The organism is Neobacillus niacini (assembly GCF_023715785.1).
Classification (GTDB): Bacteria; Bacillota; Bacilli; order Bacillales; family Cytobacillaceae; genus Neobacillus; species Neobacillus niacini_E.
This window is the reverse complement of sequence record NZ_JAMBOX010000001.1, coordinates 531,933-558,504: the sequence shown is the minus strand read 5'-3', so window position 1 is coordinate 558,504 and position 26,572 is coordinate 531,933. Positions and strand designations below refer to the sequence as shown.

Sequence of the window (26,572 nt, the reverse complement as noted above, 5' to 3'; positions counted from 1 at the left end):
TTGCTTGTGCCCGTAATTTCCAGAAGAGTGAAAGCTATTATTTTTACTAAGAGGAGGAAGAAAAAGGATGAATAGTTTGCAGGATACAACTACATTAAATAACGGTGTAAAAATGCCTTGGGTAGGATTGGGTGTCTTTAAAGTGGAAGATGGCCAGGTTGTCATTGATGCTGTCAAAGCCGCGATCAAACACGGCTACCGCAGCATTGACACGGCAGCATTCTATGATAATGAAGTTGGTGTAGGCCAGGCGATTAAGGGATCGGGTGTCCCACGAGAAGAATTGTTTATTACCTCGAAGGTATGGAATTCCGATCAAGGCTTTGAATCCACACTGCAAGCCTTCGAATCTAGTCTAAAAAAACTTGACCTTGACTACCTTGACCTTTATCTGATTCATTGGCCGGTAAAGGGGAAATACAAGGACACGTGGCGGGCATTAGAGAAGCTTTATAAAGAAGGGAAAATTCGTGCTATTGGCGTGAGTAATTTCCAAATTCACCATTTAGAAGATTTACTGCAGGATTGTGTGGTTAAGCCTGTCGTCAACCAAGTGGAATATCATCCACATCTGACACAAGTGGAACTCCGCGAGTATTGTGAGAAGCAGGAAATTCAGCTCGAGGCATGGTCTCCGCTCAAAAAAGGACAGCTTATGGATGACCCGACCATCGTCAGCATCGCCAGCAAACATCAAAAATCACCCGCACAAGTCATTCTGCGCTGGGACCTGCAAAACAACGTCGTCACCATCCCGAAATCAATCAAAGAACACCGTATCATCGAAAACGCCGACATCTTCGACTTCATATTAACTGACGATGACATGCAACGAATCAACTTACTAAACAAAAACGAACGTACGGGAGCCGACCCCGACAATTTTAAATTTTAATCCAAGGTACCGTTCTTTAGGAAGCAGGGGAGGAAGCAGAGAACAGACTCTGCTTCCTTTGAAAGAAGACAATGGACGTTTGACCATTGTCTTTTCTTTTTATTTATCTGCCGGGTCATAGCTGACAACCGTCCAGATTCCCATGGAGTCTTGTCTAACAAGACGTTGTAGGTAAACCCGTTTAATCGGCGAAAGCGGACTGCTTACCTCAATGAGTGCATCTTTCCCGTTGTTTTGTACTACTTTCAGCTCCTCCGTCTTAATTGGGTAATCCCCGGTGATCCCTTCAGGAGAAAGCTTCAGGCTGACAAATACCTGGGCAACAAATGCAGGAAAGCGACCGTTTTCAAAAAAAGCTCGATATTTTTCGGGCTGTATGCTTCCCCCGGGATATTGGCCATGGCCTTCACATAGGTTTCCTGTGTGATATCCTCTGCTTCCTCGCGGTTTTGGACTTTATAGTAGATGAATTTGTAGACCGATTTCCATGTTGCCTCGCATATCTCTTCCACGGACTTTAGGACACCATCTTTTTGTTGATTCTCTTTTCCGGGTATGTGTTGGCACCTTCCTTTCCGTCCGGCTGGTTGTTGTGCCATAATAAAAACGTCTGACGGTTCCGGATTGTTACAGGGAGGGAAATGATTTTTTTAAAAATGGGTATGTTCACTGAAATACTGATCAATCTGGGCAATCGATGAGTAATCAACGAATCTTTTATAATAGTTTTTCCATTGGCATTAAATATATAGGAGAAAAATATATGGGAGACCCAACAAGGGTTACCACCAATGGAAACGAAAAAATTATCATGTATAAACTGAATGAGGATTTTCAATTAAAATGGATCCTATCCAATCAATCAGGGAAAGTGGATCATATTGCCGTATACAGCCCGACTAAACAAACTAATACAGCTGGGCCTTATCTCCTTTCTATCAAGGGAAACTCCAAAAATCTTTCAGCCTCAGCGTGGGAAAAAATGAGGCAATGGCGAAAGGAAATCCTCCATTTTCCGAAGAAATTTTCCCATGATGTATATGTGAATGGTCCTGATTGAAAGAGGGTCGCTCTTACATTTGACGATGGTCCCGACCGGATCAATACGCCCAAAATCATTGAAGCTTTGAAAGAAGAAAATGTGAGGGGAATTTTTTCTTTATTGGTCAAAAGGTCCAGCAAAATCCCGATGTTGTCAAAACGGTTTACAATAACGGAAATATCATTGGAAGCCATAGTTTTTATCACCGCGAGCTAACAAAGGAAACGGAGGCAGAGCTGCGGGAAGATTTACTGAAAGCATCACAAGCAATCCATGCGGTGATCGGCCAATCGCCGGCACTGCTCAGGCCGCCTTATGGGGATATGGATGAAAAGGTAATCAGCGCAGCAAAAGAGCAAGATTCCGTCATTATCATTTGGTCCATCGATACCCTGGATTGGTCACAGAAAGAGAAAGCCGATATTCAAAAAAACGTCCTGGACAACGTCCGGAACGGGGACATCATCCTGATGCACAGTGACGATGATAAAACGGAAACAGCCAAGGCTGTCCCGACCATTATTAAAGAATTAAAACTTAGGGGATTTGAAATCGTCGATGCAGCTACCTTATTAAATACGGATCCATACAAATAGGAAGCAGGTTCTCTGCTTCCTTTGTTTTTTTGTTTGGGGTATATTTGGCAATTAAGAAATGCAATAAACGGCAGTATCATAAGCACCCGTTAACGGAACTAAAACGGCAGGTTTTGAAAAAGCGTAATGGTTATAACTAATGCTGATAAAGTTCCCGCAAACAGTAAGGTTATCATTTTTCGCCAATTTATCTCTTTTGAAGGTTTTACAGCTTCTCGGGAAACCGCAATCCATATTACAAAAGAAACTATGGCTACTATGGCAATAACATCTTTAGACATACATAACACCCCTTGATTTATATTTTGTTTTAATCTTAACACGTATTATTCGTTAAAGGCCCTTTATTTCAATAAAAAATGGCCACCGGAATGGCAGCCGGATCTTAAAGTAACGCACCCCGTTTGTTTTAAGTACATTTGAAACCAACAGTTATCCAAAGTGATTATGAAACCACCAAACAATAAGAAACATACTCACTATTCCCCAAGCTGTGGCACTCGCTATCCACCAAATTATGGATTTAGCTTTTTTTGAACTTTCCTCGTCTTCCATATTTGCTGTTATAAAAGCGAGCTTACTTTCCATACCTTTTTTCATAGAAATGAGAACAACAAATCCGATTATTATGAAACCAATAGTTATCCATAGTAATAAGTCCACCTTTTATACCTCCTTTTTTTGCCTTAACGGTTAATTAAGTGCTTTTTTTCCATTTAAATAAATAATCATTATAAATAAATTTGTTATAAAAACAAGGATTGTAAATACTACCCCACTCAATATTAAACTTTCAATATCCCATCCTATATCGGCGTTAAAACTATAATACGTCCATCCTATAATGCCGCCAGAGTAAAGAATTAAGTTAACTAAACTAGTGAGAAATACTGCCGCCAATAAAGAATTACTTTTCATATAAAAATATACTGTAATTTTGTTTTGGTAAATAAACGGGATAACAAACAAAATAAATGTGTAAATTAATACTTCCATTTTCTCAACTCCATAACAAATCAAAAATTATTAAATGCCTCTAGAGTTAACCTGTCCGTTAGCTTAATAACTTCAACAAAAATTAGCAATAATCCTTCTAGGACTATCACATTCGTTAATTGAACTACAAATGGTTCGAAAAATAACAAAAAGGAAGTGCTCCTAAAAGTTATACTTTTAGGACACTCTCTTCATCTTGTTAAAACGCGATAAAATATGAATCATAGTGGTAAAATTTAGGTACTTCACTTTAAAAACTCCCATCTAACTTTATCATTCTCTTCAGATTTTGAATCTATATATAACTTTCTATTAGGTATTGCGAGGGAAACCCCTTCATGATCAAGGATATCCATTATTTTATAGTTGATTTCTTCTTTTACTTGTAAGAAATCGATCCAGACGGTTGTTTTTGTAAAAAAATAAATGTAAATGTCTAACCCATTTGCTCCATATTTATCAAACTTAATTACGACTGTGTCTTGGTGGATGCCAGAGTGAGTTTGCAGCATCTGCTCCATCTTTTTAATAACAGCTTCTAACTTTTCTTTGGGTGTTTCATACGTTACACTTAAATTGAACACAATCCGCCTTTTCCCCATTTTACTCCAGTTTGTTATTGTTTCATTTGCTAATTTTGCATTTGGTACTGTTACGAGTGCTTGGGCAAATGTTCGGATCCTTGTACTTCTAAACGTAATCGTCTCCACTGTACCTTCTACGCTAGATGTTAAAATCCAATCTCCAATGGTAAAAGGTTTTTCTGTAATGATGATGACGCCTCCAAATAAATTACTGATTGCATCCTTAGCAGCCAGGGCAAATGCAAGCCCGCCTAATCCTAAACCTCCTACTAAACCAACAACATTATAATTAAATTCTGCTGCAATCCCACTCAAGATGACAATCACAATAATAACTCGCAATAATTTAGACAAAAAAGGGATCAGTATTTGATCAATTTCAAAGTCGAATCTTTCGTTAAGTTTTGCAAGAATAAGCGAAGAGGAAGATGATAAGTTAAACAACCCCCAACCGACAAGAAGGATAATAGCGGATTTTACTAATTTCACAAATAACAGATGTGTATGATCAAAATAAGGGAGTTGCCAAGCGGATAAATAAATTCCTAATACAAGAAACAACCACTGAATGGGTTTTTCGAATGATAAAAACATGTGAGAGATAAAAGGATGATTTTCTTTTCGACTCCATTTTAATATCAGAGCAATGAAATACTTGGCAAATATCTTCCGACAAAGTAAGAACAGCAAAAAGATGCCTACTGAAAATCGAATATCTTTTATGAATTCATATGTAAAGAATAATTTCCATGACATAACGATTGATCTCCTAATCATTCGCAAATTAAAAATTAGTTGTTCCTCTAGCATCTTCAGCTTTCTTTATTTGGTTGAATATGTAGTACAATAAAGTAATTGATCATATGCAATTTTGCAAAAATTAAACATCCTATTAAGGACTCCTTTTAGTATTCGCGATTTTGACCGAATGTAGCCAATAATGAATGCAAAAAGCCTTTTGAGAGAAGCAAATAGTGAGCTGAGCATGATACAATGGATATGAAAAACTTGTTTAAAAAAATGGTTGATTTGCTAAATCAAGGAGGGAATGGAATGTTTACATCAGTAAATGATTTCTTAAACGAATGGAAACGAGAAGCGGATGTTACCCAAAAAGTGCTGGATGTGCTGACAGATGAATCGTTGAATCAAGAAGTTTCTCCAGGATTATACAGCATTGGAAGCTTGGCTTGGCACATTACTGGTGCAGTTTTTTACTTTCCTTCACAGGTAGGATTAAAATTCGAGGTACCTGATCTTCAAAAAGAAACACCAAAATCGGCTGCTGAAATCAGCGAGACCTACAAAACAGTAAGTCAGCGGTTAACACAAGCATTTCCTGAACAGGTTTCGGATGAAGAAATGAACAAGATGGTGAATTTATTTGGAATGGACATGCCAGTTCAGGCTGTTTTCCGTCTGCTAATTCAACATCAGGCTCATCATCGTGGACAATTAACTGTCCTTATAAGACAAGCTGGCTTGAAGGTTCCTGGCGTATACGGTCCTAGCAAAGAAGAATGGGAAGCAATCAACGCTTAAAAAAGCTGAAATCGCCAATGTAAAACTGGCACCTGTCGGCTTTTTGTACTCTCAGATTTTATTTCATGGCTTAACTCAGTTAGCAAACTGAATCTATTTTAAGTGAAGAAAAATGATATTGAAGAATCGGGCGAGATTATCTGAAGGTAATCTCGCCTATTTCATGCGGTTACGTGCTTTTATTTAAGGATTTTTCTCAAAATAAAATAAAAAGAGCGTAAAACAGATGATGTTTTGCGCTCTTTTTAATGGGGAAGGGTCCTTTTTAAAGGGATACTGGTGAAAATTATGCCTTTATTTGCACATTTATGGGTTTTATTTGCGAAAATGGAGCGGTTATTTGCAGATTTTCCGCTTTTATTTGCAAAATCGAATTGCTTATTACATATTTCGAGAATCAGATACTGCTTCCTTAAAATTCTTGCTTTTTAGAGCAGTACCCAGTATGACTAAAATGCTTGCCAATCCAATCCAAACAAGGATAGAAACAGGAGTGTTCCAGGTTAATCCCTCACCAAAGAAGAATAATTTCCGCAGACCTTCTATCATAAACCGCATTGGCAGCCAAGAGTAAATCCAATCTCGATAAAATGGAGACATCATTTCAGGTGCCATTGCCAGTAAAGGTCCCCCAAAGAATAGCATTAACGCAAAGATCGCGATACCCTTAATCCCCACTAACGAAAGTACAGCTAAAATCATTAGGATGAAGCTACATGACGTAATGGTTAAAAATAAGGCTGTATCAAGGAAATCGGGAATATTCAGGCCAACCATGCCCTCGGCTATCCAGGTAAAACCGAATCCAATAACTAGTGATACAATAGCAGTCATCAAAATTTGCCCTGCCTTTGAGTTTAGGCTTTCCTTTCGACTGCTGATCGGCAATTTGCTAACCGCTATAAAGAGCATCGCTGCACTAGCCAAGCTTGCCATCCATAATGGCTGAAACAAGGATATAGGAGAATTTCCGTTAGCACTATTGGTGCCAATTTCATTGACATTTGTGATTTTCTTTTCGATTGGAACTGCAAGGCTTGCAGCCTGTTTTGCCGTTAAAGTTGCTCCCTGTTTTTCAAAACCATCAAGCAGTTGTTTGCGGACAGTGTTGTTCATATTGTCCACTACTCCATTCAAGACCTGTCCTGCCATCGTTGAAGCGGCCGTATTCATTCCCTGATTGATCAATATTTGTACTTCTGGTGCAGAAGGAGCTGGCGTTCGTAATGATGCTTGCTTCGCACTAAAGTTTTTTGGAATGATCAATGCTGCATAATATTTTTGATGATCCAACCCTTGTTGTACTCCCTTTTAAAGGGGAGACTAGTTCTGTTCAATAATCAAAAATGGCGGATGTGTTGGATAAGGAACACCTTTTACAAATGTGTTGGATAAAATCGAGGGGGAAGTAACTTGCGGGAAAGTAATACGGATTTACGGGTCATTCGGACAAAAGAATCTATTCGAGATGCACTAGTAGAACTAATCGATGAAAAAGGGTTCGAGGCCATTATGGTTAAAGACATAACCACTAGAGCAAAAATAAATAGAGGTACATTTTATGCGCACTATCAAGACAAATTTGATTTAATGACAAAATGCGAAGAAGAAATCATGCTTGAAATGTCCAGTATTGCAAAACAGAATTTTCCAAGTGTAGTGGCCGCACTCGAAACGAACTCACCGACGTTAGCTCCATTTTCTCTTGCAGTCTTAATATTTGAGTATCTCAATGAAAATAGTGGATTTATGAAAGCCGTGTTAGGTCCAAAAGGGGATTTATCCTTTCAAACAAGGCTGAAAGAGTTTATGTGGAAAACAATGTTTGGAAATAACCCAGATGCACTTTTAAAGGAGGAAAATTTCCTTGTACCAGGTAGATATTTAGCTTCTTACGTTGCATCTGCCCATATCGGAGTCATTCAACAATGGTTGGATAGTGGCATGAAAGAATCTCCTCAAGAAATGGCTCAAATTCTTTCAACCATAACAGTTAATGGACCCCTCTTTGCTGCCGGGTTAAAAAACAACGGGTGACCTACAATCCCATCAGAAGCAAAAGAAAGTGATTTTAAAATGGAACAGGTATACAATGCAGAAATAAAACCTTCGAAACGGGATAGTGATATCCACATAGTTTTGATTGTATTGTCCCACCTTAGTATTGCAGTTATTAATCAACCCTAGAGATGAGGTATCTATATGAAAGCACTTGTTTTTAACACATTTGGAGGTCCGGAAGTCCTGGAATATGGCGAAGTCATGGATCCTGTCATCGGTCCGGATGAAATTCTTGTAAGAATGAAAGCAATTGGCCTAAATTTTGCAGATATTTATAGAAGGAAAGGAAATTATCATCTTTCCGGGGAGCCTCCCTATATTTTAGGGTATGAAGGTGCCGGAATGGTAGAAAAAGTAGGAGCAGACGTGCAAGGCATAAGCACAGGAGACCGTGTTGCATTTGCTGATGTTCCATTTGCCAATGCAGAGCTGGTAGCTGTTCCATATGAAAAATTGATCCCTTTGCCAGAATCCGTTTCATTTAATGAGGCTGCCTCTATACTCCTTCAAGGGCTAACTGCGCATTATCTTACAAGGGATAGCTATGCTGTAAAAAAGAATGATGTTGTCTTAGTACACGCAGCAGCCGGAGGCGTCGGGCAGCTTCTTGTTCAAATGGTAAAGCTTCTTGGTGGTAAGGTAATAGGCTTAACCTCTTCCAAGGAAAAAGGGGAAGCGGCAAAAAAAGTGGGAGCGGATTTGGTTTTCCAGTACAAAGATGACTGGAAACAGAAAGTTCTGGAAGCAACGAACGGCAAAGGGGTAGACGTTGTTTATGAATCAATCGGCTCTACACTCATGGACAGTTTTGCTGTTACGCGCATCGGTGGTACCGTTGTATTCTATGGGATGGCAGGTGGAGATCCGGCACCGGTTGATCCCCGAATGTTGATGGATACCTCAAAAACTCTAACGGGGGGAGACCTTTGGAATGTTCTCACTTCTAAGGGAGAAAGAGTGACCCGATCAAAAGAGCTGTTTAAATGGATAGAGGAAGGAAAAGTAAAAGTATCGGAGCCGACCACTTTTGGGTTAAAAGATGGACAAGAAGCTCACCGCTATCTAGAAAGCCGAAAAAGTACGGGTAAAATCTTATTACTTCCATAAGGGGCAGCGACTGCCGTATATATGGGAACCTTTGCATGGCTCATTTTGGTTTATTTGCTGAATATCAGATTTCGACAATCTTCTGCTGCCAAAATAAATATATATTCAGTCGTGAGTATGGTTGTGGCACATGTTAACCAAACGTTTGTCTGACTGACAAGCCATTTGGGGGAAATGGAGGAGAAAAAGTCTTTAGCAGCAGGCATTTGAACCTGTTTAAACAAACGTCCAATTAGATTGCACATGGGCAACAGATTGTAGAATATTATCGCGACCCGGTCATTATGAAAGGCTCATAGTGGCCGAGACAAGGGAAAAATCCCGTGGTACGCAAAAAGGGGGCGATTTTTATGCATCATTCCAGTAAGGAAATATGAGGCACAAAACCGCCCGTCCCAGCTTCATTTCTTTAGATTCGAACTACTGCGTTCAACAAGAGTCGGGTTCAGCTTGATTTGCACCGGTTCAGAAGTAACTTCATTTTCGACGCGGTCTAAAAGAAGCTCAAGCGTCGTATTGACCATTTCTTCAATCGGCTGATGAACACTGGAAATCCCCATAATTTTAGCGAGATACGTATCGTCAAAACCGATAATTGAAATATCCTCTGGAACCTTCATCCCTCTATCTTCAATGGCCCTCATGAACTCAAGGGCCATGATATCGTTCGCTGCAAAGCAGCAAGTAAAATCAACCGTTCCCCCAGCTTGCTCCAAATACGCATCAATATCACGTCGTATTAAAAAGTTGTTCGTAGAAGTTTCCTGTAAAACGATATAATTTTTATCTGCAAATTCCACGCCGTTTTCCTGCAATCCGCTGCTGAAACCAAGAAATTTTTCATCCGGGGCCGTTCCAACGAACCCAAAAGTTTTATGTCCGGATAAGACAAATTTTTCTGCCACCATTTTTCCTGCCAGTATGTGGTCAAGGCCAATACTGTCAATCGGCTTCCAATTTTGCGTCATTACGATAGAAGGTATCGGAAGCTTGCTAATCCGTTCGATGTTGTATTCCCCAGATGGAATAATGATCATCCCGTCCACTTGACGGGCGATAAAATTTTGAACACTTTCCCACTCGACGATGGGATTGCGGTTAGATACATGCAACAGGATATTGTACCCCCGCTTCCGGGACTCCGACTCTAACTTATCAATTAATTCAACGAAATAGGGGTTGTACGTCTCTGTAAGCAGTACACCAATAATGTGCGACTTGCTCCTTTTTAGTGTTTGCGCTGCTTTATTCGGGATAAATCCAACTTTTTCAATGACTTCCAAAACCCGCTGGGCCGCCTCTTCGTTGACGCCTTTGTTTCCATTAATGACCCTCGATACAGTCGATTGAGAAACATTTGCCAGCTTGGCGATTTCTTTCATCGTTATTTTCATATATAAAAATCCTTTCACCACTGAATACGTATTCTTTATATATTCACATATTTTGGAGATGCGGAATACGTATTCGTGAGATATTCACATGATTCAATCAAACCATCCATTCAATCTACTAACATTTTACCCTTAAAAGAAAGGTTTGTAAACGTTTTAAAAAAATATTGACAGATGAAATCTTAGGAGTTACCATTTTAAGTGTAAGACGTGAATACGTATTCAAGGAATATTCAATTCAGGGAGGTTCGAAGAAAGTATGAAAAAGATATTCTTGTTAATGGCTGCTTTAGTCCTAGCCCTTTCCCTAGCGGCATGTAGTTCTAAAGGTGGAGATGGTGACAAAGCTGGTAAACTAACGATTTGGACACAAGCGGCAGCTGATCACCCAGAGGGAAAAATGTTTGCGGACCGTGTTAAGGAGTATAACAAAGAGCATCCTGATGGACCAAAAGTAGAAATCCAAAATATTACCCGTGCCGGAGCTGGCTCAGGTTACATTGATAAACTGAATGCTGCGATTACAGCAAACGACATGCCTGATATTTTCACCCTTGACGGTCCGGATATTGCGGCTTATGCAGATTCTGGCGTTATTGGTGGAGTAGATCCTTATTTAAGTGATGGTTTTGAGAAAGGCTTTACACAAGCGATCATTGACCAGGGTACAGTGGATGGCAAATTATACGGAATGGGCTACTCTGATTCTGGTGTTGCCATCATGTATAACGAAGATATGATCAATGCATTGCCTGATGATATTAAGGCGTTGATTCCTAGCAAGGATCAAGATTGGACTTGGGACCAGTTTGTGACACTTGCCCGAAAAATTGACGAGTTTGCTAAGAAATCAAACGACCCAGCATTTGCCAAGTATGAAACCGCAGTCAGCACGTTATTAACGGATGTTTCAAATGGTGTCTATGAAACTGGAACCTATTTTTACACACCAATCCTTTGGGGGAATGGCGCCAATATCGTGGATGAAGACGGTTTAACCGTTGATGGAGTTTTTAACAGCAGCAAATCTGTAGAAGCTTTAACAAAATATGCTCAATTATTTAAAGAGCCTGCCCTTGCTACTGCTTCAGAGTCTGAAAAAGCATTCCATTCTGGAAAAACAGCTCTATCTGTGAGTGGATTCTGGTATGTCAATGAATTGATCAACAACTATCCTGACCTAAAGTTCAGAACCGTTCGTTATCCAAAAATGAGCGAGAACTATGATGGCCTCTATACTCCATCCGGAAGCTGGGCATTCGTCCGCAATGGTCAGGAGAAAGATGAAAAACGCATCAAGCAAGTGGTTGAAGTCATGGAATGGCTGACAAACGATGAAGCTGCAAAAGAGTACTATCACAAAAACGGATCGATTCCAACAAGAATCAACTCTATTTCCGAAATCGATACAAATACGGACAACCTTTATCACAATGAAGCATGGTCCGTATTAAAGTACCAGGTTGAAAACACCAATAAGGCTCGTCCTGTATCTCCGGGATACCCATATCTTTCTGAAACATTTGCAAAAGATGTTCTATTGAAAATTGCACAAAATAAAACAACGGATTCTGCGACAATCAAGAAGTACGTGGACGATGCCGCAAAGAAAATCGATAAAGAACTAGAGAAATATCGGAAGTAGTTTTTTAAATAAAGAGGTGGGGATGACCTCACCTCTTTTTCACACATCATTCAACTGCGCCACTGTCTTCGTCCTATCAGGCTTGCCAATCGGCGAGTTTTGATTTAATAGAGGGGATGTGAAACCATGAAAAAATTAAAATTAAGCCGGTTCGTGCAAGTGAGAAATACTACGGAGCATTATCGGCAAAGTAATCACTATAAAAAAGGTGAGGTCGCCGCTGCCTATGGATTCCTAATCCCAGCACTGGTACTTGCCACTTTATTCATTGTGCTTCCGATTATTCTAGCGTTTACCTATGGATTTACTGATTATTATTTATTAAAGCCGGACGCTAAACAATTTACTGGTATGGAAAACTTCAAGCGGATGCTGACGGATGACGTATTAAGGCAAAGCTTCCTCAACACGATCAAATTCGTTGTCTTGGTCGTGCCGCTGCAGCTTGCGATGGCGCTTGGCCTAGCCTTGATCGTCAATAAGAAATTTAAGGGTGTCGGCCTATTTCGGACAGCGTATTTTTCTCCGGCTGTTTTATCGTTAGTTGTCATCTCTATTCTTTGGACCGTTATGTTGAATCCGACATCGGGCTTAATTAATGAAATGTTGGCGAATATCGGCATTTCGAAGCAACCATTCCTCACGAGCTCTTCTCAAGCCATGTACACGATCGTGGTGATCTCTGCATGGTCCGGGTGTGGATACCAGATGATGATCTTTTTGGCGGGGCTAAAGAACATAGACAACCAAATCTATGAAGCCGCTGAGATTGATGGGGCGAATGGGCTGCAGAAATTCCTGTATATTACGATTCCTTCATTAAAGCCAATTACGATGTTTTTGGTGATTACAACGACCATTCAAGCGTTTAAACTAATTGTTCAACCAATGGTGATGACGGGCGGGGGTCCGGATTATTCTACAATGACCATCCTGCAATATATTTATGAGTACGGATTCCGCCACCGGAATGTTGGATATGCCAGCGCGATCACGTTAGTGTTTACCGTCTTTTTGATCATTGTTTCTATTGGGATTAAAAGGCTGTTTGGAGAGGAGAAGGCAGCATGAAACTAGTCAAGAAATCACTCTTTTATGTATTGGCTGTCGCCGTCGCTTTACAATTCATGATTCCGCTCCTTTGGATGATTCTATCCTCATTTAAAATTGACGAGGTCATTTATAGAGATATTGGCGGCATTTTTGCCATTATTCCAAGGTTTTCGGACTTGTCCTTGAAATCCTATACGGAATTACTAGGTTTATATAATATTTTTAAAAACGTCGGAAATAGTTTGATCTATGCCTCCGTCACGGTTGTCTTCGGGTTGACAATTAACTCTTTGGCAGGTTATGCCTTGGCCAGGTTTAAGTTCCCGTTTAAGGACGGCATTCTCATTTTTATTATCGCGTTGATGATTGTTCCAATTGAAGCAACCATCCTGCCATTATTCCTTGTCGTAAACGAAATGGGCTTAATCAATACCGTTCCAGGCTATTTGCTCCCATTTATCGTGAATGTCATGAATATTTTCTTATTCCGGCAGCATTTCCTGTCCTTCCCTGGTGAATTGATTGAATCCGGAAAAATCGATGGGCTTAGCGAACTTGGCTGTTTCTTCCGAATTGTCATCCCTTCCAGCTTGAATATGTACGTCACGGTTGGCATTTTGACTTTCCTGGCTTCATGGAACGACTTCCTATGGCCGGTCATGGCCTTGTCGAATTCAGACTTGATGCCAATCCAAGTGGCATTGAATGCTGTTTTCAGTGATACGTATAACATCTTTACAAGCCATATGATGGCAGCATTGACCATTGTAACGATTCCGATTGTTATCCTGTATATTTTCTTCCAGAAATATATCGTCGAAGGGTCGATGAGTAGCGGTATTAAATAAGAGAGGTGCGCAATGAACAGACTACAAAAAGCAAACGAGTATATACAGCAAAATAAAGCGAAAGTCACAAGCCGGCCTTACTACCATTTTTCGCCGGAAATTGGTTGGATGAATGATCCGAATGGCTTTATCTTTTATCAAGGATACTATCACTTATTTTATCAATATAATCCGTATGACGTTGTCTGGGATTCCATGCATTGGGGCCATGCGAAAACGAAGGATTTTGTGAACTGGGAATACCTCCCTGTCGCACTGGCCAATGATAAGGCTTACGATACGCATGGTTGTTTTTCCGGCAGTGCGATTGAAAAAGACGGAAAGCTATATCTGATTTACACTGGCCACATTGATCCGAATATCGGCTTTGACCGCGATGAAGCGGAAATTTCCGAACGCCAGTGTGTTGCCTACTCTAGCGATGGTGTCCATTTTGAAAAATATCCATTAAACCCGGCTATTGGGGAAAAGCAATTGCCGGAAGGGTATTTGATTTGTGATTTCCGCGATCCGAAGGTGTTGGAGGTAGCTGGCACGTATTACTGTGTATTGTCAGTAAGAAATGTGGAGCGGCGCGGCGAAATTATTATGTTTAAATCGAAGGATCTGTTAGATTGGGAGTTTCATTCTTCCATTTTTCAGACCAAATTTGAGGATAATACTTTACTAGAATGTCCTGACCTTTTTGAAATGGATGGCAAATATGTCCTATTATTCTCCGAAATGCCATGTGACCCTGAGTTCAGCGAGCAAATCCAAAACAAGACCTCCTATGTAATCGGGGAAATGGATTTTGAAAAGGGAGTGTTCAAGCCGGAGAAAAAGGGACTCCTTGACCATGGACAGACGTTTTATGCTCCGCAATCGACAGAGGGGCAAAACGGCGAACGCTTATTAATTTCCTGGATGCACCGCTGGCACCAGACAACACCGCCAAGAGAATACGGCTTTAATGGCATGATGTCGATTCCTCGGCAGTTAACCATTAAGAATGGTGATTTGCACCAGCGGCCATTTATTGACCGCGGATCGAATTTCGCTCTATCGGCACTCTATGAAAATGTGGTGGTCGAGGAGCAACTGGAGATTGTTGGAAAAGAGGCGGGCTATTTAAAGGTTGCGTTGGCGGACGATGCCCAGAAGTTTACCATCGAATTGAATAAAAATGAAGCGAATTCTACACGGGTTGAGGTCGATAGTGCGAATAATAAACTGGTTATCTTATCGGATTATGGGAGCAGAGAACCGATTGTGGTGGAAGACTGCTTTGGAGCGTCCGGAAGCGAGAAAACGTTAGAGTTTTATCTCGATCTTCATTCTGTTGAACTGTTTGTCAATTCAGGTGAGAAAGTTGTCAGCTTCACCGCCTATGACCAAAATAAAGGAACGGATATTTCGATTGCAGGCAGCGGAACGGTGCTTGAAGAAGTACGGTATGAGACGTTTCGTGGTTAATTTATGAGTGAATGCGGCCCTTACTGAAAGGGTCGCATCGTTATTATGAATCAGGAGGAAAAACGATGTACTTCGGAGCCATTGAAGCGGGGGGCACAAAATTTGTTTGTGCCGTCAGCAACGAGCAATTAGAGATCATCAGTAGAGTCAGCATTCCAACGACTAGCCCAGCGGCAACATTGGAGGGGGTGTTTGAGTTTTTTGATTCCTACGAATTATCCTCGATTGGAATCGGTTCGTTCGGTCCGATTGATATTAATAAGCAATCCAAAACTTACGGCTATATTACTAGTACCCCAAAACCCGGATGGGACTACTTCAACTTTGTTGGTGCTATTAAGAGCCGGTATCATGTCCCAGTTGCATTTACCACGGATGTAAACGCAGCTGCTTATGGCGAATTCAAACAGGGCAGTGCTGTTGGGTCAAGCAGCTGCCTATATTTGACGATCGGTACAGGAATCGGTGGCGGCGCTGTTGTGAACGGGGAGATTTTAGAAGGATTTTCTCATCCGGAAATGGGCCATTTACTCGTCCGAAAACACCCGGAGGACCAGTATGAAGGCCATTGCCCGTATCATAAGGACTGTTTTGAAGGGCTTGCGGCTGGACCAGCGCTTGAGGGAAGATATGGAATAAACGGCCGTGAATTGGCAAGCAATGAAAAAGTGTGGGAAATGGAGGCATCCTATATTGCCCAAGCCCTTGTAAACTACACACTGATTTTACGTCCGGAAAAAATTATACTGGGCGGCGGTGTCATGAAACAAACGCAATTATTTCCGTTGATTCGGGCGGCGTTCGCGGCGTTGCTTAACAATTATGTGGAAACGCCAGAGTTGAACGACTACATTGTTAGCCCGGGATTTGGCGACAATGCAGGGATTATGGGCAGCCTGCTGTTGGCGAGAGAAACCCATGGGTCAGTTATAGATTGAGTACTGTATGAAAGTAAACGGGTTTTCTTTTGAAGTGCGAAAAGTGGAAAAATAGGTTAAATAACTTACGAGAAAGCATGGTAATCCTTAAGGGAATTCGCCATGCTTTTTAGACGGAGAATTTCCGTCTAATGTATATTGGAGAGGCTTAAGAAGTGGAAATAAACGGAGAATTTCCGCTTAACTACTCTAAATAAGACAAAATCCAGTGATTTAGAAGATATAAGCGGAAAAACTTCCTTTATATTTAGGGAAATATGGGTATTTCCCAATATAAACGGAATTTATCCGTTTATTTTTTTAAACACAGAGGAATCAACATTCGGTTATAACAGAGCCAAAGAGAATATCTATTCGAACAGGCAAATAGGCCTTACATTTTGATTCTATCTCCAAAAAGGATTATCCTAGGAGGAGTGAGTGATCAGGATGAGGTGTATGTAAAAATGTGGAAAATTACACGTTCGAATAAGCAAATGGTAGATCGTTTTGAAGTTACCGTTGATCAGGTGGTTCTTCCAAATGGGGAGGAAAAGACCTTTTCCTATTTGGATTTTTCAAAGGGAGTCTGTATTCTTCCGATTACGAAAAATTATGAGGTCGTTTGTATCAGACAGTACCGGCATGCCTTGAAAAATTGGCAATGGGAACTGCCTGCCGGAATGATCGAGTCGGGATCTTCACCTATCGAAGCGGCGAAAAACGAATTGGAGGAAGAGACGGGCTACGTCGCAGAGCACTGGCTTGAGTTGGGAAGCTTTTTTCCATCACCGGGCTCAACCACGGAAGAAATCCATTTGTTTGCGGCAGCCGGCTTAACTCCTACCGAGCAGAAGCTGGAAAGCAGTGAACAAATCGAATTACATACGATTTCGATGCAAGAATTGAAGGACCTGGTGGTTAAAGGGGATTTCAAGCATGGGGCCGGCCTTGCGGCGATCTTGCGTTATAAGTTTATGACGGATTGACCGAACGGTGATAGTTTGAGGGCTTCGTCATCATCCGCAACGTACTGTATGTATTAATAAGTGACAAAAGGCAAGGGAAGCTTCCCTTGCCTTTGTTTATATCGGATTAGAATAATACTGATTTTACTTGATTTTGCTTTAAGGAGACAGTGAATTGATTTTTTTCCAGCTTTAATGGAACAATTGCTTTCTCATTCAAATTTGCTTCCGAGACTTCGCCAACGGAACGGTTAACTGTGAACGAGCTTTGTTGTTCCGTTGCCGTTGGATTATAGAAACGTAAAACAAACTTCGGTTCTTTTTCTGCCTTTTTCAGCGTACTTAGGACAGCGTTAGGGCTCGTTTCTTGAAGGAAACTAAAGCTTGTCGGTGTCTGCAGCCCGCTTGGGTTCAGCTTCATGGCGTTATACGGAATTTTATTATAGGTCTGGATCGGTGTTGTATATTCCTTAGCCGTCCTTGCTACGTTAGCTGTTGTGGTTGAGCCTTTATGTGTTGTGATAGCAAAGGCTAACTGCAGTTTTCCAATCATTTGTGAATCAGGTGTCGGCAGTTTAATACCGGACGGACGCCCAGGTCTTCTTAGCATTTCTTCTTTACCCAACACCCCAACACTGCGGAATAGTGTAATGGCGATCGTATCGTAGTGTTCTCCAATAATTTCATATTCCCTTGTGCTATTCGTAACCACACTGATTCCATGTTTCTCATCTGATAAGCCGACAAAGGATAGCATTGGATAAATCGAATCCGGGCGCTCATCCCAATCTTCGTCAGCCCACACATCCATGGCCGCATCGTAAACATCCCGTTTAATATATCCGAATTGATTGTCCGATACAGAGAAGGCTGAGGCAATGCCAGTAGGAATCAAGACGCGAAGACGATGGTCGTTCGCCATGTTTTGAATCTCAGCCTCGACCTTGATCAACGGCTGATGATTAGGGATTCTAACCTTCCAATGGACGTCGACAAATCGATCGACTTTACCGTTTTTTCGCTTATTTAAATCCCCAGGTACATCAAGCTGCAATTGGATATCAATAAGTGCCTCGTAAGCATTTTGGGAGATTTTCACCTCAGCTTCTGCCTTGTCACTATAGATTAACTGTTCATCCGCCAGTGGAGAGAAGTCATATTCATCACCATCATCGCCTCCGTTTTCCAAACGAAGAACATCGTTAAATTCCTTCTCAAGCTGCTTGTCCCAAATTTTTAAGGTGCCATTTGGATTCACGGAGACCACATAATGGTCGGTTTCCACCGTTTCATTTTCTACAAGGGTTTGGGCCATTTGAGTTTCATCGCCGCTTCCGACTACAAAATACGTTTTATACCCCATCGCCGGAATCGAATCTTTTAATTGAATCGTATATTGATAAAATGGATCATAGTTTCCGTAGTGAACGATTTGGCGGTCAATTAAGCCTGGGTCCAGTACTTCTTTTTTTAATACTTCAAATGGGATGATTGTTCCGTCAGGATCTTCTAATGTGAATGAATCAAGCTTGGTCACGACTGTTGTCGTAATCACCTCTTTGCGTTCATATGGAAGCAGATTAAACGCTGTTAGGCGATCTTCCTTCCGTTCCGTTTGAATGGAATCGGTGATTTTGCGCTTGTAGAATTCAATCAGTTGATCCGTCTTTTCCTCCGCCAGGAAGAAGCGGTTCATAATCTCACGATGAACCTTATCGGAACAGCAGCAGCCGATGCTGTCATGGGCATGGTTTTTCATGATTTCCTTCCAAATTAACTCGATCAAGCCATGGTGGTATTCAAATCCTAATGAATAGGCAATCGAAGCTAACGGCTCAAGGATATTGGTCAGTTTATTTTCAATCCGTGTATTGGCTGCCTTAATATCCATTCTGGTTGAATAGATGCTTCTATGGACGCGCATGTATTTACCGTCTAAAAATTCCCCTTGGATGGTGGGCAAGGTTTGATTTTGTTCCAGTTCATTAAAAACATTTTCGTATTTACTTAGGAAAAATTCACGGTCTGGATACAAACGCTGCAATTTTTCGATAATCGTAAAGATATTCTTTTGGATCGGCATTTGGTCGTGCCCGTTCGGAAGAATGATGTTGTCTGTTGTCGCGCCGCGGTCGAGAACCGTAAAGTACTTATCGATACGCTCCTGCAGTTTCTCCTCGTCCTCCGGTAAGTATTTTCCAATCGCATAGCCTAGTGGAAACAGCTGCACCAGTACCTTTGAGCCATCATCACTTTGCCAATAGAATTCGGTTTTGTCTGTGCCATGGCGCTCAGAGGTGCCGCGCCAAAAAATCGAGTACTTAATATCAAAGCCATTTAAAATTTGCGGCATTTGCGATGACTGTCCGAAAGAATCAGGAAGGTAGCCAATCATCATCGGCTGGCCGAATTCTTCTGTGTCCTTTAATCCATATAACAGATTCCGAACAATCGATTCGCCGCCGACGACCATCTCGTCCGTTTGCGTATACCAAGGGCCGATAATCAATTTCCCCTCTTGAACTAGTTTTTTTACACGTTCTTTATTCTCCGGTTTCACGGCAAAATAGTCTTCTAGGATGGCAGTTTGTCCATCTAAAACATAGTATGGATAATCTGGATTATTTTCGAGCATGTCCATGATTTCTTCCATGTTGTTTACCAGTAAAATTCGAGATTCTTCTGTTGAAAAATACCACTCTCGATCCCAATGCATATGGGGTACAATATGAACTTTTTTCATGATGTCCTCCAAATATTTATGGTACCTAGGAGTTGTTCGCTAGGTACCATATTATTTTTTGTTATCTATTTCTTAAGCCGCTTCTTGTGTCGCGGCAATCTGATTCTGTTCTTTTTTAAGCTTGTTTTTTCGAGTGACAATTAATAGCAGCATCGAAATGGCAGCCCCAAGCAATGCGGCACCTAACCAAATAGTGGCGGCAAGCAGCATTTGCTGGCCTTGTAGAAGGGCGAGCGAGAAAATCCCTGCGCCTGGAACGTTCAGACCAATGTTAAAGTAGGCAACAATGGCACCTGTTACAGCAGAACCGGCAATTAAGGACGGGATTACCCGCAGCGGGTCGTTAATCATGAATGGGATGGCTCCCTCCGTGATTCCGGCCAAACCAAGCAGCCATGTCTGTTTCCCGATTTCCTGTTCTTGTTTTGTAAAGTACTTTTTCCCGATGATGGTTGCGCCTGTTACTCCAAAGGCTGAAACCATTTTTACGGAAGCAAATGCTGCGTAAGGAATGAAGTTTCCGCTGGCCATTGCACCGATACAGAAGGTATAGGCCGCCTTGTTTACCGGACCGCCGAGGTCAAAGGATACCATGGCGCCAAGAATCGCTCCTAGGATAAGTGCATTTGCACCGGACAGACTGCCGAGCCAATCGATTAACCCTTGGTTGATCCAAGCAAGGGGCTTTCCAATGACAAATAACATGATGGAGCCAACGACAAGTGTTCCGACAACCGGGTACAGCCAGAAGCTGATGAACCCAGCAAATGTGCCTTTTGGCTGGATTTTTTTCTTTAAAAACTTTAAGAAGAAACCGGCTAAGAAACCGCCCAGCATCCCGCCGAGGAATCCGGAACCAATTAGGTTGGCGGCGACACCGGCAGCGAAACCTGGTCCAAGCGCCGGCTTATCTGCGATGGAGTAGGCCATATAGGCGGCTAAGATTGGCACCATCAATTGTCCAAGGAGCCCGCCGCCAAGTTGCCTTAATAGCCATAACCATGAGCCTTCTTGTGCATAAACCTCTTGCAGGTCAAAGGCTTGGGAGATTAACACGGCCGCAGCCAATGTCATTCCGCCGGCCACAATAACCGGGATAATATAAGAAATACCTGTTAAGATGGAGTCCTTAATTTCCGTTTTAAATGATTTCTCTCCGCCCTCATTAGAGGAAGAGTCAGCCACTTGCGACGGGTTGTATTTTTTCTTTGGCGTCGTTTCCGCCTTTTCCAATGCTTGTTGAAGGAGGCCTGCAGCGTTTCTGAGCGGCGCCGCCACCGATGTTTTCACTTTGGGCAAGTGAGCGAATCGATCCTCGTCCTTGATGGCCACATCATTGGCGAAAATAACAACATCTGCTTTGTTCAAAAGAGCAGTGGTATGACGGTCCTCAATCCCGTTAGCGCCTTGCTTTTCCACAAAGACATCCACGCCAAGTTCATTTCCGGCTTTGACTAATGCTTCAGCGGCCATATAGGTATGAGCAATTCCGGCTGGACAAGCGGTGATCGCTAATACGGTTTTGTTTGATTTTTTCACTGTTTTGGTTTCAGTCGGGGCTTCCGTATTGTCCAGCTGCTGGAATAACTCTGAATTCGTTTTTGCGTTCAGCAGCCTGTTTTTATAGGCGTCGTTTGACAATCTCTTGACGAATTCCGAAAGTAAAGCAAGATGGGTTGACCCCGCTTCTGTCTCTGGAATTGCCAATAAAATAATGAGTTGAACTTGATTGTTGGGGTCGATACTCTCCCAATCAGTTAACGGTTTTTGCAGGGTGGCAATGGCGAAGGCCGCCTCCTTAACGGTTACTGACTTTCCGTGCGGTATCGCCAGTCCGCCTTCAAAGCCTGTCGGAGACAGTTTTTCTCTATCTAAAACCGCTTGGTAAAAATCTTGTTCGGAATGCAGTTTGCCCGCTTCACCGAGCTGTTTCACTAGGTACTGAATCGCCTCTTTCTTTGATTGAAAGGTCTTTCCAGTACTAATCAGGCTTGGTGAGGTAAGTGCTTGTAATTGCATCGTGTTTCCCTCCTCTATCATTGCTGAAAGTGTTTTCATTTGATGTCTTTATCCTATCAAAAAAAAAATAAGAAGAGCGATTCTTCTTATTTTTACACAGATAGAATTCAATTAAGCGGATACATGTGTATTTTTACACAATTTTAAAAATGATCCCAATAATATTGAGATAATAGTTGCAGAACAATCATCACGGGTGTTCTGTCGGTGATGTTGTAGCCGTTTTTTTCTTTTTTAGGGGCAAAGCAGTAAAGATTGACTGAGGCTGTTTCTTGTAATGAATTCCGATTAAAGTGCGTCAGCGATATAATCGGAATCCCCCTTTGGCTGGCAATATTGGCGATCTCAAGAATTTGTGGTGTTTCCCCTGACAGGCTCATTAACACCAAAACATCATGATGATTCATTTCATTTACTATATGAATGACTTCATGGCGATGGATGGAGAATTCAGCTTTTTTTCCAACGACACGTAAGTTGCGAACCAACAGGTCGCAGAATATCGCCATGTCTCCGACGCCAAATAACAGTGTGCGCTTGGCTTCGTGAATCATTTTAGCGGCGGTTTCGATCCGGTTCTTGTCAATCAGTTCAAATGTGCGTTGGATATAATGGTAGGAACTGTCCTCTTCTGCGATAATAGCCGATTCTAGTTCTTCTTTAATACTATTTTTAAGATGGGAAAAACCATCGTAACCTAGCTTTTTGGATAGTCTGGTGATGGTATTCGGGACTGTATATAAATGGGCCGCCAGACTTTGAATGGATTGGCGGACGAAATCCTGCTTGTTTTGCAGGATATATTCGATAATTTGGTCATCTGTGTCATTTAACTTATATTCAAATTTTTGTAAGCGATCTTCAAATCGCATTGTATTCACCCCGGAATATTCAGTCCTTTTATTATAGCAGAGAGTTGACGATTTTCATCAAGGAAATCAGGAGGGATTCATGTGTTGAAAGTATTAGTGGCAATGGATTCGTTGAAGGGAAGCCTTTCGTCAATGGAAGCGAATCAATCCATAGCCGAAGGTTTTGGCCGCACCGGCATGGATTTTGTTGTTGAGACGGTACCCGTTGCGGATGGCGGTGAGGGAACCGTCGAGGCGTTAGTCTATGCTACGGGCGGCAGGTTTGTAGAAAAAGTGATTACCGGTCCGCTTGGTAAGGCGGTTAAGGGGAGATACGGAATTTTAGGCGGCGGAACGGCGGCTGTGGTTGAGGTTGCCGAAGCATGCGGCCTCCCGTTAGTAAGTGTGGAGCAGCGGAATCCTCTTTATACTACATCATATGGCGTTGGCGAGTTGATTTTGGATGCGATTGACAACGGATGCAAGGAAGTCATTATTGGACTTGGCGGAAGTGCGACCAACGATGCAGGTGTTGGAATGCTTCAGGCGTTAGGGTTCCAATTTTTCAATCAGGAAGGTCTTGCTGTTGGATTTGGCGGGGCTGAGCTTAAGAATATTAACAAGGTTAACGCTGGTTCCGTTCCAGAAAAGGTGAGGGCAACAAGGTTACGGGTGGCCTGTGACGTCCATAATCCGTTATATGGTACAAACGGGGCAGCTTATATTTATGGACCGCAAAAAGGAGCAACTCCTGAAGTGGTGGAAGAATTGGATCAAGGCCTTCGGCGGTTTGCGGATGTCGTGCTGGAGCAGTTCGGCATCGATTTGCAGGGGATTTCGGGTGCTGGTGCAGCTGGCGGATTGGGAGCAGCATTTGCCGGGTTCTTGCAGGCAGAGTTAGAGTCGGGCGTTGAGTTGATCCTAGGGCTGGCCCGTTTAGAGGAGAAGCTTAACGGTGTCCATCTCGTCATCACGGGTGAGGGCAAGCTTGACGGACAAACTTCGATGGGGAAGGCTCCGGCAGGGATTGCCCAAATGGCAAAGAAACACGGGATTCCTGTGATTGCCTTGGCGGGCGATGTATCCGAAGGGAATCCTGCCTTGTATGAGTCGGGAATCGCGGCATATTTTACTGTGGTCGGCGGCCCGGTGGATTTGGATGTAGCGATGAACCCGAAGGTGGCCAGGGAGAATTTGCGAAGAACCGCGGAGCAGCTAGGAAGAGTTTTGGGGTTGGTTCAAGGATTTAGCGGAAAATAATCTTATTCTAAGACAGGAATAGTTAAGGGAAATGTTAAAAATCCGTTGGAGGTATTCATTTTGCAACCATTATTTTTAAAACCAGTTTTTAAAGAGAGAATCTGGGGAGGAACGGCCTTAGAAAGGGAATTTGGATATCAGATACCAAATGAGCATACCGGTGAGTGCTGGGCAATATCTGCCCATCCAAATGGTCCTTCTGAGATTGAAAACGGCGAGTATACCGGGATGACGCTAGACCAGCTGTGGCAGGAGCATCCGGAATTGTTTGGGCATCCCAAAGAAGCGGTATTTCCGTTATTGACGAAGATTTTGGACGCGAATATGGATTTGTCGGTTCAGGTCCATCCCGATGATGCTTATGCCCAGGTACATGAAAATGGGGAATTGGGCAAAACCGAGTGCTGGTATATTATCGATTGTAAAGAAGATGCTGATCTGATTTTTGGGCATAATGCGGATTCGAGGGAAGAGCTAGTAGCACAAATCGAGGCGGGGAACTGGAACGACTTACTGCGCCGGGTGAAAATCAAACCGGGCGACTTCTTCTTTGTCCCAAGTGGGACGATTCATGCGTTGTGTGAAGGCACGCTCGTATTGGAAACCCAGCAAAGCTCGGACACCACCTACCGTGTCTACGATTATGACCGCCGCGATGCTGGAGGGAACTTGCGTGAGTTGCACTTGGAGAAGGCGATTGATGTTACAACGGTTCCGCATCAGGATTCTGTGAGCGAGCCAGGGGTGGAGGAACGGGAAAATGCAGTGGTTACCACCTTTGTGGAGTCGCAGTTCTTTACGGTTTATAAGTGGGAGATCAAGGGTCAGGCGACTTTTTCATTTGCTGACCAGTATTTGCTATTAAGTGTCATTGGGGGGAATGGCAGGCTGCTTCATGTGGGAAAACAGTATGACTTGACGAAAGGTACGCACCTGATTATCCCTGTCGGCTTTGGGGAGTTTAACCTAGACGGGGATTGTGAATTAATCGTGTCGCATACGTAATCACCAAAGAGCGTAAGGGTCTGAATAAAGGTCCTTGCGCTTTTTTATGTGAATCCAGGGGTGAGTAGGGTTTCGGGCAGATACTAGACATACGTTTGGTTAGGGTAAGAGGCGGCAGTTCTTGTAGGAAATGTTCGGGTTGTAGATCCATTATAAGGTAAAACCCATTGAATCCACCTTGCTCAGGCGGTTTCAATGGGATAAAATCCGTATGCCTCATATAGACGAATGGCTCTCTCATTATCTTTTTGTGTGGTTAGATAACCTTCTTGATGGTACTTGCTCATCTCAGCTAAGGCATAGGTTAATAACGGTTTTGCTAGCTTTTTCCCTTGATAATCCGGGACAATTCCCACCCAGTGAATTCGTCCGATTTTGCGGCCCTGATACTCCCCGTACCAGGCCATAATGGTCCCTATCGCCTCTCCCTCAGGATTTTGAAGAAAAAAACAACGTTGCTGAAGGTCGGATTCATATCCGTGAAACTCACTGTGGAAGCGTTGTAAAGCTTCCGTTACGGTTGCAAACTCCCCAGCTAGTGTTTCAATTTTTGCCCAGGTCGTTTCATCGCCTGGTCGAAATGTCCGAATGGAAAAGCCCGGTGGCAAAGGGAGCGGGCGATCCGAATAGATTGTCTTACAATACATCATTAACCTCATACGTTCACACCTTTTGCTCGTCGTTTGCGACTGTCTTTATGCTGCATAACTACGTTATTTTACTATTTTCATATAATGAATTGTCTACATTTTATGGAAAACTAGAGATGCGTTTGGTTAATTGACAAATTTTAGGAGAATAGTTACCCGGAATATCCTGAGCTGCGATTAATCATACTGGACTCGCTCCTCACCCTCGATAATGAGTTCTAGTTCTGTTAAAAAGTTGAGCTCAAGCGGGGAAGGGAGGAGTTCCATGATTTCTCTTACTTCGATTAGATCTTCGGCCTCTTCTATAGTGGTTGGCGGTTGTTCCAAATGCAGATACCAGATCTTTAATTCATCAATGAATTCATAAAAGTGCCTCTCGAACCGTTCTGCACATTCTTCACTGTCATCCTCAGAAGCTTTCTTCATCATTTCCCAATCCTCAAGTGCGATTTTCAATTTCGCTTTTACGGTATTCATCACTAAATTCATCCCCCTTATACCAGTTATTGTTCAGCATTTCTTTCCAGCCACTATTGGGTTATCTCTTTGTCCCAATTGCTTTTAATATGGGGATTCCATTATCTGAGGCAGTCAGTGCCGGAGGGACTATGGCAATGAAGCTGGTGCTTATATGTTGATTTCACCGTGTATGAAAAATAAACGGAAAAATTCCGGCTAAATTGGGAAATACCCATATTTCCTTAAAAATAAGGGGAGTTTTTCCGATTAATTGCTTTAAATCCACGGATTTTGCCATATTTTGAGCCATTAACCGGAATATCTCCGCTTAAATCCGCTTCTTAAGCTCCCCCTATATACATTAGCCGGAAATTCTCCGCCTATGAATTCTCATACCTGCAAATCAATATGGAGAAGACGAAACCAGTTTGCAAACTTCGTGTCAGCGAAGATTCAAACCGCCCCCATTAAGCAAATGATTA

At 42.3% G+C, this 26,572-nt stretch carries 25 protein-coding genes and 2 pseudogenes; 15 read left to right on the top strand and 12 right to left on the bottom strand.

The window, feature by feature from the left end:
• Positions 1–67: 67 nt before the first annotated feature.
• A complete protein-coding gene (locus M3234_RS02655) occupies positions 68–895 on the top strand; it encodes an aldo/keto reductase (protein ID WP_262303192.1) in 828 nt (275 codons plus the stop codon).
• A 299-nt stretch (positions 896–1,194) separates the two neighbouring features.
• Here the strand turns inward: M3234_RS02655 and M3234_RS02650 are convergent, their stop codons facing one another.
• The gene (locus M3234_RS02650; RefSeq protein WP_262303191.1) at positions 1,195–1,494 is read right to left on the bottom strand and encodes an RNA polymerase sigma factor; all 300 of its coding nucleotides are present in this window, start codon (positions 1,492–1,494) and stop codon (positions 1,195–1,197) included.
• Positions 1,495–1,658: 164 nt separating this feature from the next.
• On the opposite strand from M3234_RS02650, the gene M3234_RS02645 reads away from it, so the two are divergent.
• Positions 1,659–1,955, top strand: coding sequence for a YjgB family protein (locus tag M3234_RS02645; protein ID WP_262303190.1), 297 nt, complete (start codon positions 1,659–1,661; stop codon positions 1,953–1,955).
• Between the two features lie 39 nt (positions 1,956–1,994).
• A pseudogene (locus tag M3234_RS02640) lies at positions 1,995–2,533 on the top strand (polysaccharide deacetylase family protein).
• A gap of 98 nt (positions 2,534–2,631) precedes the next feature.
• On the opposite strand, the gene M3234_RS02635 reads toward M3234_RS02640, so the two are convergent.
• The 4 genes from M3234_RS02635 to M3234_RS02620 all read right to left on the bottom strand — a co-directional run bounded on the left by M3234_RS02635 (position 2,632) and on the right by M3234_RS02620 (position 4,869).
• A complete protein-coding gene (locus M3234_RS02635) occupies positions 2,632–2,814 on the bottom strand; it encodes a hypothetical protein (RefSeq protein WP_262303189.1) in 183 nt (60 codons plus the stop codon).
• Positions 2,815–2,965: 151 nt separating this feature from the next.
• Entirely contained in the window at positions 2,966–3,196 is a 231-nt protein-coding gene (locus tag M3234_RS02630; protein ID WP_262303188.1) for a hypothetical protein, read from the bottom strand.
• A 30-nt stretch (positions 3,197–3,226) separates the two neighbouring features.
• The gene (locus tag M3234_RS02625; protein WP_262303187.1) at positions 3,227–3,529 is read right to left on the bottom strand and encodes a hypothetical protein; all 303 of its coding nucleotides are present in this window, start codon (positions 3,527–3,529) and stop codon (positions 3,227–3,229) included.
• A 245-nt stretch (positions 3,530–3,774) separates the two neighbouring features.
• Positions 3,775–4,869, bottom strand: a complete 1,095-nt coding sequence (locus M3234_RS02620; protein ID WP_262303186.1) for a mechanosensitive ion channel family protein — start codon at positions 4,867–4,869, stop codon at positions 3,775–3,777.
• Positions 4,870–5,166: 297 nt separating this feature from the next.
• Here M3234_RS02620 and M3234_RS02615 point away from each other — a divergent pair, with 297 nt between their 5' ends.
• Positions 5,167–5,655 carry a DinB family protein gene (locus M3234_RS02615; protein WP_262303185.1) on the top strand — a complete coding sequence of 163 codons (489 nt, stop codon included), beginning with the start codon at positions 5,167–5,169 and terminating at the stop codon, positions 5,653–5,655.
• A gap of 381 nt (positions 5,656–6,036) precedes the next feature.
• On the opposite strand, the pseudogene M3234_RS02610 reads toward M3234_RS02615, so the two are convergent.
• Positions 6,037–6,966: pseudogene (locus M3234_RS02610) on the bottom strand (YhgE/Pip domain-containing protein); the annotation flags it as partial.
• Positions 6,967–7,068: 102 nt separating this feature from the next.
• Here M3234_RS02610 and M3234_RS02605 point away from each other — a divergent pair.
• Both M3234_RS02605 and M3234_RS02600 read left to right on the top strand, forming a co-directional pair.
• Positions 7,069–7,692: a TetR/AcrR family transcriptional regulator gene (locus M3234_RS02605; protein WP_262303184.1), complete on the top strand. Its 624-nt coding sequence runs from the start codon at positions 7,069–7,071 to the stop codon at positions 7,690–7,692.
• A gap of 165 nt (positions 7,693–7,857) precedes the next feature.
• Complete coding sequence (locus M3234_RS02600; RefSeq protein WP_262303183.1) at positions 7,858–8,823, top strand: quinone oxidoreductase family protein; 966 nt, start codon at positions 7,858–7,860, stop codon at positions 8,821–8,823.
• A 401-nt stretch (positions 8,824–9,224) separates the two neighbouring features.
• On the opposite strand, the gene M3234_RS02595 is transcribed toward M3234_RS02600, so the two are convergent.
• Positions 9,225–10,217 (bottom strand): LacI family DNA-binding transcriptional regulator, encoded by a 993-nt coding sequence (locus tag M3234_RS02595; RefSeq protein WP_262303182.1) that lies wholly within the window; start codon positions 10,215–10,217, stop codon positions 9,225–9,227.
• Positions 10,218–10,476: 259 nt separating this feature from the next.
• Here M3234_RS02595 and M3234_RS02590 point away from each other — a divergent pair, with 259 nt between their 5' ends.
• From M3234_RS02590 to M3234_RS02565, 6 genes are all read left to right on the top strand, one after another.
• Positions 10,477–11,862, top strand: a complete 1,386-nt coding sequence (locus M3234_RS02590; RefSeq protein ID WP_262303181.1) for an ABC transporter substrate-binding protein — start codon at positions 10,477–10,479, stop codon at positions 11,860–11,862.
• A 126-nt stretch (positions 11,863–11,988) separates the two neighbouring features.
• Positions 11,989–12,933: a carbohydrate ABC transporter permease gene (locus M3234_RS02585; protein ID WP_262303180.1), complete on the top strand. Its 945-nt coding sequence runs from the start codon at positions 11,989–11,991 to the stop codon at positions 12,931–12,933.
• Positions 12,930–13,763, top strand: a complete 834-nt coding sequence (locus M3234_RS02580) for a carbohydrate ABC transporter permease (RefSeq protein WP_262303179.1) — start codon at positions 12,930–12,932, stop codon at positions 13,761–13,763. Before M3234_RS02585 ends, M3234_RS02580 begins: the two co-directional genes overlap by 4 nt.
• Before the next feature lie 12 nt (positions 13,764–13,775).
• Positions 13,776–15,218, top strand: a complete 1,443-nt coding sequence (locus M3234_RS02575; protein ID WP_262303178.1) for a glycoside hydrolase family 32 protein — start codon at positions 13,776–13,778, stop codon at positions 15,216–15,218.
• A gap of 65 nt (positions 15,219–15,283) precedes the next feature.
• Positions 15,284–16,156, top strand: coding sequence for an ROK family protein (locus M3234_RS02570; protein ID WP_262303177.1), 873 nt, complete (start codon positions 15,284–15,286; stop codon positions 16,154–16,156).
• Positions 16,157–16,572: 416 nt separating this feature from the next.
• Positions 16,573–17,124, top strand: coding sequence for an NUDIX domain-containing protein (locus M3234_RS02565; protein WP_262303176.1), 552 nt, complete (start codon positions 16,573–16,575; stop codon positions 17,122–17,124).
• Positions 17,125–17,230: 106 nt separating this feature from the next.
• Here the strand turns inward: M3234_RS02565 and mngB are convergent, their stop codons facing one another.
• The 3 genes from mngB to M3234_RS02550 all read right to left on the bottom strand — a co-directional run bounded on the left by mngB (position 17,231) and on the right by M3234_RS02550 (position 22,737).
• Entirely contained in the window at positions 17,231–19,846 is a 2,616-nt protein-coding gene (gene mngB, locus M3234_RS02560; RefSeq protein ID WP_262303175.1) for a mannosylglycerate hydrolase, read from the bottom strand.
• Positions 19,847–19,918: 72 nt separating this feature from the next.
• On the bottom strand, positions 19,919–21,865 hold the full coding sequence (gene mngA / locus M3234_RS02555; RefSeq protein WP_262303174.1) for a PTS 2-O-a-mannosyl-D-glycerate transporter subunit IIABC: 1,947 nt from the start codon (positions 21,863–21,865) through the stop codon (positions 19,919–19,921).
• A 143-nt stretch (positions 21,866–22,008) separates the two neighbouring features.
• On the bottom strand, positions 22,009–22,737 hold the full coding sequence (locus tag M3234_RS02550; RefSeq protein WP_262303173.1) for a MurR/RpiR family transcriptional regulator: 729 nt from the start codon (positions 22,735–22,737) through the stop codon (positions 22,009–22,011).
• A gap of 81 nt (positions 22,738–22,818) precedes the next feature.
• Between M3234_RS02550 and M3234_RS02545 the strand changes: the two genes are divergently transcribed.
• A complete protein-coding gene (locus tag M3234_RS02545) occupies positions 22,819–23,976 on the top strand; it encodes a glycerate kinase family protein (protein ID WP_311315620.1) in 1,158 nt (385 codons plus the stop codon).
• A gap of 57 nt (positions 23,977–24,033) precedes the next feature.
• Complete coding sequence (gene manA, locus M3234_RS02540) at positions 24,034–24,981, top strand: mannose-6-phosphate isomerase, class I (RefSeq protein ID WP_262303559.1); 948 nt, start codon at positions 24,034–24,036, stop codon at positions 24,979–24,981.
• 182 nt (positions 24,982–25,163) lie between these two features.
• Here the strand turns inward: manA and M3234_RS02535 are convergent, their stop codons facing one another.
• Both M3234_RS02535 and M3234_RS02530 read right to left on the bottom strand, forming a co-directional pair.
• The gene (locus tag M3234_RS02535; RefSeq protein ID WP_262303172.1) at positions 25,164–25,640 is read right to left on the bottom strand and encodes a GNAT family N-acetyltransferase; all 477 of its coding nucleotides are present in this window, start codon (positions 25,638–25,640) and stop codon (positions 25,164–25,166) included.
• 168 nt (positions 25,641–25,808) lie between these two features.
• Complete coding sequence (locus M3234_RS02530) at positions 25,809–26,108, bottom strand: hypothetical protein (protein ID WP_262303558.1); 300 nt, start codon at positions 26,106–26,108, stop codon at positions 25,809–25,811.
• Here M3234_RS02530 and M3234_RS29170 point away from each other — a divergent pair.
• A complete protein-coding gene (locus M3234_RS29170; RefSeq protein ID WP_311315619.1) occupies positions 26,075–26,269 on the top strand; it encodes a nucleoside transporter C-terminal domain-containing protein in 195 nt (64 codons plus the stop codon). The genes M3234_RS02530 and M3234_RS29170 overlap by 34 nt on opposite strands.
• Positions 26,270–26,572 lie beyond the last annotated feature (303 nt).